The organism is Halomonas sp. 707D4, from assembly GCF_024158685.1.
Lineage (GTDB): Bacteria > Pseudomonadota > Gammaproteobacteria > Pseudomonadales > Halomonadaceae > Vreelandella.
Genome location: NZ_JAMZBD010000047.1, coordinates 1 through 11,370, shown reverse-complemented (window position 1 = coordinate 11,370; position 11,370 = coordinate 1). Strand labels below are relative to the sequence as shown.

Sequence of the window (11,370 nt, the reverse complement as noted above, 5' to 3'; positions counted from 1 at the left end):
CATCAGCAGCGCCACGGTCAGAACGTCGGAGGGTTCGGCTGCCATCGAGATGATGTAGGTGCCGAGCGCCTCGGTGTGTTCGCTGGCGATGACCTTGAAGGTGTCGATCACCTCGCGCGACTCCGCCGAACACTCCCAGCGCCGGGGAATCAGCGGGCGGTGGGAGGCGAGCTCCTCGAGCAAAAACGCCTGGCGGGTCGCCTCGTCCCACTGATCAAAATGGCCGATGCCGAGTGCGCTGGTGAGCTCTTCCATCAGTTGGCTATGGCGGCTGGCTTCCTGGCGCAGGTCGAGCTTGGTGAGCGTGACACCGAACACCGCCACCCGGCGCAGGGTATCGAGCAGCGCGCCGTTGGCGATGGTATCGAGGCCCACGTCGCACAGCGACCGGTAGCAGGCCAGAAGCGGCGCGAAGAGCTGATCGCGGGTCTCGATGATCGGCCCGCCATCGAAGTTGCGCCCGTCGAGCTCGGCCTTGGCCCAGTCTCGGGTCGCCTCCACCTTGGCGAGCAAACGCTTCAAGAGCTCGCGGTAGGGCTCGGCCACGTCGCCCACTTCCGCCTTGAGGGCGCTGTTGGCCTTCCACATGGAGAGCTCGGTCTTGAGCTGCTCGAGATCGCGAAGGTAGAGATCCGCCGCCATCCAGCGCCCGAGCAGCAGCACCTCGCGAGTCACGCGGGCGGTGACGTTGGGATTGCCGTCGCGATCGCCGCCCATCCAGGAGGCGTAGCGAATCGGTGCGGCGTCCAGCGGCAGGCGTTCGCCGGCGGTCTCGAGCAGCAGGTTGTCGAGATCGCGATGGAAGTCCGGCACCGCCTGCCACAGCGAGTTCTCGATCACCGCAAACCCCCACTTGGCCTCGTCGACCGGGGTCGGGCGCTCGTGGCGAATCTCGTCGGTGTGCCAGGCCTGACTGATCAGCTCGTTGAGGCGTCCGTGGGCGCGCTCGGCGCGCTCCGGGTACTCCTCGGAGCCTTCGATGGCGGTGAGGCACTCGTCGATAGCGTCGTACTTCTGGATCAGCGTACGCCGGATGACTTCCGTAGGGTGGGCGGTGAGGACCAGCTCCACGCGCATGGTGGAGAGCGTCTCGACCAGCGAGCGCGGCGAGTTGCCGGCCTGACGGGCGCGCTCGAGCAGCTCGCCGAGCACCGGCTGGGTGCCCGGCTTGTAGTCCTCGACGCGGCGAAAGCGCGCCCGGTAGTGCTGTTCGGCGATATTGGCGAGATTCAGGAACTGGTTGAAGGCGCGGGTGACCGGCAGCAGATCGCTTTCCGGCAGCTTGCGCAGGTACTCGATCAGCTCGCGCTGCTGCAGCGTGTCGCCCTGGCGCCCGCGCTTGGCGTGGGCGCGGATGGTTTCGATCTTGTCGACGAACCCCTGGCCAAGGTCATCGGCAATGGTGCGCCCCAGGCTATCGCCCAGGATACGTACGTTGTCGCGCAGTGACTCGTGTAGATCGTGACTCATTGATCTGGCCTCCTTGCAGACTGTCTGCCTGTCGTTTTGCGTTTTTGATCTTGTTTCTGGTGCCCTTGTCGCAGGGCTCGGCCAGCGTCGACGCGGGTCAGCGTTCGTCGGCCTTGGCCGCCTGCCAGTGGCGCTCCATCTCGTCGAGACCGGCCTCGCCGAACCTTCGTCCATCGCGGCCAAGCGCCTGCTCCACATGGCGAAAACGGCGCTCGAACTTGGCGTTGGTGCGGCGCAGGCAGGCTTCCGGGTCGGCCTCGAGCCGACGGGCGAGGTTGGTGACCGCGAAGAGCAGATCGCCCACCTCTTCGCGAGCGTGCTCGATGTCGCTGCGCGCCAGGGCCTCTTCGACCTCGGCGAGCTCTTCGCGAATCTTGTCGATGACCCCGCGGGTGTCCGGCCAGTCGAAGCCGACCCGAGCGGCGCGCTTGGCGAGTTTCTGGGCACGGCTGAGCGCCGGCAGCGCCAGCGGCACGTCGTCCAGCACCGAAGGTGGCGCCGCTGAACGATCGGCGCGCTCGTCCTCCTTCAGGCTCTCCCAACGGCTCTTCACCTGATGCTCGCGAACGCTGGCCGCCTCGATGCCCGGCGGGCGGCGCGAGGCGAGCGTGCCGTCAGGGAATACGTGCGGGTGGCGGCGCAGCATCTTGCGCACCAGGGTATCGACCACGTCATCGAAGTCGAAGCGCTCCTCCTCGGCGCCGAACTGGGCGTAGTACACCACCTGGAAGAGCAGATCGCCAAGCTCGCCGGGAAGCTCGTCGAAGGCGCCGCGCTCGATGGCATCGGCGACCTCGTAGGCCTCCTCGAGGGTGTGGGGCACGATGCTGTGCCAATCCTGCTGGACGTCCCAGGGACAGCCCTGCTGCGGGTCGCGCAGCACGCGCATCAGCGTGAGCAAATCGCTTACGTCGTGGCGCATCAGTGGCCTCCCTTGCGCGCGCGCTTTTCCGGGTCGGCGTCGCGCAGCCGGCGCACTTCGGTGACGTTGGGCAACTGCTGGATGCGCGAGAAGAGCCGGCCCAGGGTCTCGAGCCCGTCCACTTCGAGGGTGATGCGAAGCCTGGCGATGCTCTCGTCGGTATCGGTGAGCGTATTGACCGCCAGCACGTTGACCTTCTCGTTGCCGAGAAGCCCGGTCACGTCGCGCAGAAGCCCGGAGCGGTCCCAGGCCTGGATCTCGATGGTCACCGGGTAGCGAGTATGGGCACGCTCGCCCCACTCCACCTCGATGATCCGCTGAGGCTCTTCCATGCGCAGCTGGAGCACGTTCGAGCACTCCTGGCGGTGAACCGTGACTCCGCGCCCCTGGGTGATGAAGCCGATGATCGGCTCGCCGGGCACCGGGTTGCAGCAGTTGGCCATGCTGGTCTTCAAGTTGCCCACGCCCAGCACGGTGATGTCGCTCTGGGTCGCCTTGCTCGACTGGCGGCGTGGCTTGGCCAGAAGCCGCTCGAGCTGCTCCTGGTCGTCGCTCTCGCCGAACAGCTGCTGGGCCTGGTGGAGCACCTGGCCGATTCGCAAGTCGCCGGCGCCGAGGGCGGCGTACATGTCTTCGGCGTTCTGGTAGTTGACCGTTTCGGCGAGTTTCTGGATATCGAGCCCGTCGACGTCGAGCCGCTTCATCTCGCGCTCGAACAGCGCCCGGCCCTCCTCGAGGTTCTGGTCCCGCGCCTGGTGCTTGAACCAGGCCTGGATCTTGGCCCGGGCGCGGGAGGTGCGCACGTAGCCCAGGCTCGGGTTGAGCCAGTCGCGGCTCGGCCCGCCCTTGGTGGCGGTCAGGATCTCGACCTGCTGGCCGGTCTTGAGCTTGTAGCTCAAGGGCACGATGCGCCCGTCGATCTTGGCCCCCCGGCAGCGGTGGCCGATCTCGGTGTGCACCCGGTAGGCGAAGTCGATGGGCGTGGCGACGCGCGGCAGGTCGATCACGTGGCCATCCGGGGTGAAGACGTAGATCCGGTCCGGGGCGACATCGCTTGCCAGCCCCTCGCGCAGATCGCCAAAGCCGCCCACCTCGTCCTGCCATTCGAGCACCTGCCTGAGCCAGGCGATCTTCTCCTCGTAGCTTCGACTCTTGGCGTTGGTGTCGTGGCCCTTGTAGCGCCAGTGGGCGCACACGCCGAGCTCCGCCTCGTCGTGCATGGCGAAGGTGCGAATCTGGATCTCGAGGACCTTGTTCTCGGGGCCGACCACCGCGGTGTGAAGCGACTGGTAGCCGTTCTTCTTGGGGTTGGCGATGTAGTCGTCGAACTCGTTGGGCACGTGATGCCAGCGCGAATGGACGATGCCGAGCACCGTGTAGCAGTCGGTCACCGCGGGCACCAGGATGCGCACCGCGCGCACGTCGTGCACCTGGGAGAAGTCGATGCGCTTGCGCTTCATCTTGCGCCAGATCGAGTAGATGTGCTTGGCGCGGCCCTTGACGTCGAAGCGGTGGATGTTCTGGGCGCGCATCAGGGATTCGAGGGTGCCCACCACGTCTTGGATGTAGCGGTCGCGGTCGAGGCGCTTTTCGGCCAGCAGCTTGGCGATGGTCTTGTAGTCGGCTTCGTGCAGGTAGCGAAACGACAGGTCCTCGAGCTCCCACTTGATCTGGCCGATGCCCAGACGATGGGCCAGCGGCGCATAGATGTCGGCGACCTCGCGGGCGACCTGCAGGCACTTGTCCCGCGGGGCGTCCTTGACCTGCCTGAGCGCGCAGGTGCGCTCGGCGATCTTGATCAGCGCCACGCGCACGTCGCCCACCATGTTGACCAGCATCTTGCGCAGGTTCTCCTGCTGGTTGTGCTGGTTCATGCCGTGATTGGCGATCAGCGGATAGCTGATGGCGGCCATCTGCAGCACGCCGTCGATGAGCGTGGCGACTTCGGCGCCGAAGCGCTTGGTGATGGCATCGAGGCTGACCAGCTCCTCGCGCACGGCGCGGTAGAGCACCGCCGCCTCGAGCGCGGCCTGGTCGAGCTTGAGGTCGGCGAGGATGTCCGCCATCTCGAGGCCCATGCGAAAGTTGGAGCCCGGCGACAACCACACGCGGTGGGTCTGCGGCGCCTGGCGCTCGAGCACTTCGGCGAGCTCGCAGGCCTCGAGCAGGCGCTCGGGCTCGGGCAGGCGCACGTTTTCCTGAAGGCGCGCCAACCACTGCTGTATATCCACCTTTCCGCCTTGCGTCAGCGGCTGGTCCTCACGCACTTTCACCATGGCAATGACTCATCCTTTCAACTAACGGCGCTCTAGTCCGAATGCTTGAGTGTAGCGCCAACCTCGCTCAGCCGGCATGTTCGAACAGTAACAGCGTCTCGACGTGAGCGGTATGCACGAACATGTCCGCCACCGCCGCGCGGCGCACCCGGTACCCCGCGTTCACCAGAAGGGCCGCGTCCCGGGCAAGGGTGGCCGGGTCGCAGGAAATGTAGGCGACCTGCTTCACCGGGCGCTCGCCGAGTGCCCGGCAGACGGCCTCGGCGCCGTCGCGCGGCGGATCCAGCACCACGCAGTGCGGCTCGTCCTGGCCTTCGAAGAGCGCCGCCACCTGCGCGGCGTCGCTCAGATCCGCCTGCCTGGCGTCAAGCGAGACGCCGTTGCGCTCGGCATTGTCCGCCATCCGCGCCACCATGGCGGGGCTGCCCTCCACCGCCTGCATGTGCGCGCCCTTGAGCGCCAGCGGCACGCTGAAGTTGCCGATGCCGGCGAACAGATCCATCACTTTAGGCGCAGGCGTGGCCGCAAGTGTCGGCGCGAGCCAGCCGAGCACCCGTTCGACCATGCCCTGATTGACCTCGGCGTTGACCTGCAGGAAATCGCCGGGCGCGAAGCCCAGACGAACGCTGGCGTGAGCAATATCCAGCGGGTCCTCGAGCACGGGAGGCGCGACGTACCACTCGAGCGTGCGCTCCTCGCGCCCGACGAAGGCCCCGACCCGCACGCCCTGCTCCTTCGCGAAGGCTCGCCACGCCTCGGCATCGCCGGCATGCGCCTTGAGCTGGCGCACCAGCACCACCGGCGCGCCCTCTGGCTTGATCAGCTCCAAGTGACCGACGAGTCTTGGCGCCTCGAGCCGGCCCAGCAGCGCCTTGAGCGGCGCCAGCAGAGCGCTGAGTTCCGGCACCAGCACGTGGCACTGCGCGATATCGATCAGGTGATGGCTGCCCTGGGCACGAAAACCTAACAATACGTTGCCACCTGCGTCGAGCTTGACGCCCAGACGGGCGCGGCGGCGATAGTGCGCCGGCGCCCCGGCGATGAGCTCGATATCGCCCAGAGCGACGCCCTGTCGCGCCATCAGCTCTCTGACCACGGTCTGCTTGTGGGCACGTTGGGCCGCGACGGTCATGTGCTGCAGATCGCACCCGCCGCAGCGTTCGAAATAGGGGCACGGGGGCGTTGCGCGCGTGTCGGCATCGCTCAGGCGACGCTTGACGTGCGCTTCGTCGAAGCGCTTGCGCGTGGTGTGCACCGCGACCTCGACGCGCTCCCCCGTCAGCGCCTTCTCGACGAAGACGGTCTTGCCGGCCGCATCGTGGGCGATGCCGCGCCCGTCGTGGGCAAGCCGCTCGATGGTCAGCAGCGCGTCGTCGGCTCGGCGTTTTGGCGCTTCCGGCTTGCGCGCCAGGCCGGACTTTCCCGACGAGGGGCGCGAGGGGCGTTTCTTACCCAGCATGAGCGATCAATCCTGCGGCGCGTAGATATTGGTGGAGAGGTAGCGATCGCCCCGGTCGCAGACGATGAACACGATCACCGCATTCTCCACCCGTTCGGCGATACGCAGGGCACCCGCCAGGCTTCCGCCGGAAGAGACGCCGGCGAGAATACCCTCTTCGCGCGCCAGACGGCGCATGTGGTGCTCCGCCTCCTGTTGGCCGATATCGAGCACGGTATCGACGCGAGGTGCCTCGAAGATGGCCGGCAGGTACGCCTCGGGCCAGCGGCGAATGCCGGGGATGCTCGCCCCGTCCGCCGGCTGCAGACCGACGATCTCGATGGCGGCGTTCTGCTCCTTGAGGTAGCGCGACACGCCCATGATGGTGCCGGTGGTGCCCATGGAGCTGACGAAATGGGTGATCTCGCCGCCGGTCTGCTCCCAGAGCTCGGGGCCGGTGGTGCGGTAGTGGGCCAGCGGGTTGTCCGGGTTGGCGAACTGATCGAGCGGTTTGCCTTCACCGCGAGCGATCATGGCATCGGCGATGTCGCGCGCCTCCTCCATGCCGCCCTCCTTGCTGGCCGACACGAGCCGGGCGCCGTAGGCGGCCATCGCCTGCTTGCGCTCGCTCGAGGCATTTTCCGGCATTACCAGCACCATCCGGTAGCCCTTGAGCGCGGCGGCCATGGCGAGTGCGATGCCGGTATTGCCCGAGGTCGCCTCGATCAAGGTGTCACCCGGGGCGATGTCGCCGCGCGCCTCGGCCTCGTTGAGCATCGACAGCGCCGGGCGATCCTTCACCGAGCCGGCGGGGTTGTTGCCTTCGAGCTTGGCGAGCAGGGTATTGTTGCGACCGGCGGTGATACGCTTCAAGCGCACCAGAGGCGTGTGGCCGATCACATCTTCTAGCGAGGGATAGTGCATCGTGCATTCCTTATCGTCACCGTTATGTTGCATTATATCGGGGCTGCCTGTGACTGGACAGGCACCCCGTGAAATCAATGAGTTTCCAACATGTCCCTGCACACTCGTCTGCTGCTTGCCCTGCTGGGCATACCGCTTCTGGTCTACGCGGCCATGGCGGTGTTTCTCGTCGTCCAGAGCGACGCCACCCAGCAGGAGGTCTTCAAGGAGCGCCTCGTAAGCGCCGGCGAAGTGCTCGCCCCCGGTCTCAACGACGCCATGATCGACAGCGACGCGGTGCGTCTGGAGCGCCTTGCTCGCCAGCTGATGGAGCATCAGAACCTGCGCTCGGTATCCTTGTTCGATGCCCAGGGAAATCGGGTCCTGGTACTGGGCCGGCCGCTTCTGGCCGCGCCACGCCTGAACGTGCCCAGCACCACCCGGGTGAGCAGGCATCAAGACACCTGGCGCCTGCAGATGCCGCTGGCGGCCTTTCACGGTAACGAAGGCAACAGCGCCCGCTGGCTCGAGGCCGAGGTGAACGCCCGTGCGCTGACCCTCGAGCGCTACAAGCTGATCGCGACGCTGAGCCTGGGCGCCGTGCTCCTGAGCCTTGTACTGCTCTCCGTGGCGCTGTCGATCAGCCGCTACGTCACTTCGCCGCTCAAGCGCGCCAACCAGGCCCTCTACCGGCTTTCCCACGGCGACTACCGGCAAAAGCTGAACGTGCACGACGCCAGCGAGTTCGACGAGCTGGGCCAGAACATCAACATCCTCGCCGATCATCTTCAGCACGCCCAGCGCGACATGCAGAACCAGATCGAGCAGGCGACCCGCGAGCTCTACGAATCGATGGAGACCATCGAGGAACAGAACATCCAGCTCGACATGGCGCATCGCAGCGCCGTGAAGGCCAACGCGGTGAAATCGGAGTTCCTGGCCAACATGAGCCATGAGATTCGCACCCCCCTCAACGGCATCATCGGTTTTTGCCGCCTGCTCGGACGCTCCCCGCTCAACGCCCGCCAGCAGGGGTGGCTCAACCACGTTCATCGTGCCTGCGACAACCTCTTGATGCTGGTCAACGACGTGCTGGATTTCTCGAAGCTCGAGGCCGACCAGCTGGTGCTCGAGGAGGTCGAGCTCGACATCGCCGCGCTGGTCGACGAAGTGGTGGGCCTCTACGCGCCGGAGGCCCAGCGCAAGGAGCTTCACCTGCTCGCGCTGGTCTACGACGACGTACCGACGCCCTTGTGCGGCGACCCGCTGCGCATCCAGCAGATCCTCAACAACCTGATCAGCAACGCCTTGAAGTTCACCTGCGAGGGCGAAGTGGTGGTGCGGGTCACGCTCGACCGCGAACAGGGCCAGCACGTGGTGCTCAACGTCAGCGTCACCGATACCGGCATCGGTTTGAGCGAGAATCAGCAGGACGGTCTTTTCGACGCCTTCACCCAGGCCCAGCCCAGCCACTCGCGGGAGTTCGGCGGCAGCGGTCTGGGACTGAGCATCTGCCGGCAGCTCGTCCACCGCATGGGCGGCGAGATCGGCGTGGAGAGCAAGCCCGGGCGCGGGGCGTGCTTCTCCTTCACCCTGCCGATGCTGGCGCACGGCGCCGGCGCCCGCCCCCAGGAACTGGACTTGAACCAGGCGGTGGTGCGCTTGCACGAACCGCATCGCCTGAGCCGCTACGCGCTGGAAAACTGGCTGACCGGCTGGGGCGCCAGGCCCGTTTCCTTCATCGACGCCGGGAAGGAGGAGCTTCTGATACTGAGCCTTGGGCCGCTCGATTTCGTCGGCGAGCGGCGCGATTACTGGCAGACGGTGATCGAGCAGGTCGAATGCCCCACCCTGATCCTGGCGATGAGCCCGAGCTTCGACTTGCCGGACTGGCCGCTGCCTCACGGAGGCGAGATCGTCTGCAAGCCCTTCACCCGCCAACAGATGATCAAGTCGCTCACCGCACTGCTGGGGCCCCGCGATGCTCTTCCGGCGCCGCCGGCGCCCTCCACGGGCACCCTCACCCAGACCCTCGAGATACTGATCGTGGACGACAACGTCTCCAACCGCGAGCTTCTGAAGGCGCTGCTGGACACCGAGCGGGTCAAGGTGACGCTTGCAGCCAGCGGTCGCGAAGCGCTGGCCCACGCCCGAAGAGTCTGTTTCGACCTGGTACTGATGGACATTCGCATGCCGGGGATGGACGGCGTGCAGACCAGCCGCGCGCTGCGCCGGCTAAGCGACGACTGGGCGCGCTGTCCGATCATCGCGGTGACCGCTCACGTGCCGCACCAACAGCGTCAGCGCTGGCTCGCCCAGGGCCTCGACGACGTGCTGGTCAAGCCGGTGGACGAAATCGCCTTGAATGCGCTGTTCGAGCGTTTCCTGGGCGTCAAGCTCGAGGGCATCGGCCGCGAGGCGCCGGCACTTGTGACGACGCTGCCCGACACCGCGCCGCCGGCGGCGATCGACCTCGAGCTTGGCAAGCGACTGGCAGGAGGCAGCGAGCAGTTCGCCATCGCCCAGCTCTTGCGCTTGATCGAGAGCCTGCCGGAAGCCCGCGAGCAGATCCAGCGGACCCTGGAGCAGGGGGATCTCAAGCAGTTGCTGGAAGCGGTGCATCACTTGAACGGCGCCTGCCGCTACTGCGGCGCGCCGGCGCTGGCCAGCGCGATCGATGCCCTGGAAGGCGCGCTGCACCGCCAGCGCGAAGCGCCGAACATGGCGCTCTTGAGAGAGCGCACGCAGGCGGTGTTCAGCGCGATGGACGAACTCGTCGACAAGGGCGGGGTGCTCGGCTAGTCCTCGAGCACCACGAAGGCCACGGCGTACTCCGCCTCGTCACTGAGCGTGACGTGGGCGGTACGGGCGCCGCGCTGGTGAAAGAGGCGCAGCGCCTCGTCGTCGAGCACGAGCTCGGGCTTGCCGAGGGCGTCGTTGAGCACCTGGATGTCGCGCCACTGCATGCCGGCACGAAGCCCCAGCCCCAGCGCCTTGACGAACGCCTCCTTGGCGGCGAAACGCTTGGCCAGGTAGGCCGGCGGGCGGCCCTTGTCGATCCAGCGCGCGTACTCGCGCTCACCGAGAATGCGGCGCGCGAAGCGTTCGCCGTGACGCGCCATCGCCGTCTCGAAGCGTGCCACCCGGGCGATGTCCGAGCCGATTCCCAGGATCATCGCTCAGTGCCCGCAACAGTGGCCCTGATGGGCGTGATCATGATCGTGCTCGAGTTCGTGGCTGTCGAGTGCCGCCATCAGCCCCGCCTCCTGACCGGCGACGATGAGCCGTTTCATCTCGGCCACCGCCTCCTTGAGGCCGACGAACAGCGCGCGGGCGATGATCGCATGGCCGATGTTGAGCTCGTTGACCCCGGGCAGCGCGGCAACGGCTTCGGCGTTGTGATAGTGAAGCCCGTGACCGGCGTTGACCACGAGCCCCAGGTTCGTGGCATGGAGCGCGGCGCGGCTCAGGCGGGCATACTCGTCGTTGGCCGCGGTGGAGCCCGGGCGCGCCTCGGCGAAGGCACCGGTGTGCAGCTCGATGGTGGGCGCCCCGGCGCGATGGGCGGCATCGATCTGCTCGATCTCCGGATCGATGAACAGCGACACGTCGCACCCCGTCTTCGCCAGCCGCTCGCAGGCGGCCTTGACCTGATCGAAGCTCCCGATCACGTCGAGCCCGCCCTCGGTGGTCAGCTCCTCGCGCTTTTCCGGCACCAGGCAGACGTGGGCCGGTGCGATCTCCTCGGCCAGCGCCAGCATCTCTTCGGTCACCGCCATCTCGAGGTTCATGCGCGTGTTGAGCACCTCGGCCAGCAGGCGCACGTCGCGCGGCTGGATATGGCGTCGATCCTCGCGCAGGTGCACGGTGATGCCGTCGGCGCCGGCCTCTTCGGCCAGCAGCGCCGCCTGGACCGGGTCCGGGTAGCGCGTGCCGCGCGCCTGCCTGAGCGTGGCGATGTGGTCGATGTTGACGCCGAGTAGAATCCGCGGGGGGTGCATAGCGTTCTCCGATGAAGTGGTGGTCACGAACGTGGGGAGGACAGCGCGCGGCGGCGCGCCAGATCGAGCATCAGCTCGCGTGAGCGCAGCGCCCGGTGACCCAGGTGGGGGGCGAGCGCGGCGCGCATCACCGCCTTGAGCGTGGAGGCCAGGCCCTCGGGTTCCCAGTCGCCCTGGTCGAGATAGCGCAGCGCCCGCCCGTCGATGCCCTGCTCCGCTGCCACGAAAGCGCGGCTCTCGGCATCGAAGCGGTAGCGCGCCTGCGGATCGAGCGTCGCTCCTTGCGGGGTACAAAAGCGCGGCGCCGCACCCAGCGTGTCGAGCAGCGCCCACTCGAAGCGGCGCAGCGCCAGCGCGCGC

General features: G+C 67.1%; 9 protein-coding genes. 1 reads left to right on the top strand and 8 read right to left on the bottom strand.

The genetic code is table 11. The annotated features are described in order from the left end of the window. From BIS11_RS03655 to cysM, 5 genes are all read right to left on the bottom strand, one after another. The coding region (locus BIS11_RS03655; RefSeq protein WP_253585741.1) for a phosphoenolpyruvate carboxylase at positions 1 to 1,470 on the bottom strand (1,470 nt) is incomplete at its 3' end. A 97-nt stretch (positions 1,471 to 1,567) separates the two neighbouring features. Next, a complete protein-coding gene (gene mazG / locus BIS11_RS03650; RefSeq protein ID WP_253420897.1) occupies positions 1,568 to 2,392 on the bottom strand; it encodes a nucleoside triphosphate pyrophosphohydrolase in 825 nt (274 codons plus the stop codon). Beyond that, complete coding sequence (relA, locus tag BIS11_RS03645) at positions 2,392 to 4,668, bottom strand: GTP diphosphokinase (RefSeq protein ID WP_253420895.1); 2,277 nt, start codon at positions 4,666 to 4,668, stop codon at positions 2,392 to 2,394. The genes mazG and relA overlap by 1 nt, the downstream gene beginning before the upstream one ends. A gap of 67 nt (positions 4,669 to 4,735) precedes the next feature. Continuing rightward, positions 4,736 to 6,127: a TRAM domain-containing protein gene (locus tag BIS11_RS03640; protein WP_253420892.1), complete on the bottom strand. Its 1,392-nt coding sequence runs from the start codon at positions 6,125 to 6,127 to the stop codon at positions 4,736 to 4,738. A 6-nt stretch (positions 6,128 to 6,133) separates the two neighbouring features. Continuing rightward, positions 6,134 to 7,030, bottom strand: a complete 897-nt coding sequence (gene cysM / locus BIS11_RS03635) for a cysteine synthase CysM (RefSeq protein ID WP_253420889.1) — start codon at positions 7,028 to 7,030, stop codon at positions 6,134 to 6,136. 90 nt (positions 7,031 to 7,120) lie between these two features. On the opposite strand from cysM, the gene BIS11_RS03630 reads away from it, so the two are divergent. Continuing rightward, a complete protein-coding gene (locus BIS11_RS03630; protein ID WP_253420886.1) occupies positions 7,121 to 9,811 on the top strand; it encodes an ATP-binding protein in 2,691 nt (896 codons plus the stop codon). Here BIS11_RS03630 and acpS read toward each other — a convergent pair. From acpS to BIS11_RS03615, 3 genes are all read right to left on the bottom strand, one after another. Further along, entirely contained in the window at positions 9,808 to 10,185 is a 378-nt protein-coding gene (gene acpS, locus BIS11_RS03625) for a holo-ACP synthase (protein WP_253420884.1), read from the bottom strand. The genes BIS11_RS03630 and acpS overlap by 4 nt on opposite strands. Before the next feature lie 3 nt (positions 10,186 to 10,188). Next, the gene (pdxJ, locus tag BIS11_RS03620; RefSeq protein WP_253420881.1) at positions 10,189 to 11,010 is read right to left on the bottom strand and encodes a pyridoxine 5'-phosphate synthase; all 822 of its coding nucleotides are present in this window, start codon (positions 11,008 to 11,010) and stop codon (positions 10,189 to 10,191) included. Between the two features lie 23 nt (positions 11,011 to 11,033). Further along, positions 11,034 to 11,370 (bottom strand): DNA repair protein RecO (locus tag BIS11_RS03615; protein ID WP_367399196.1); only part of this gene is annotated, 337 nt, incomplete at its 5' end.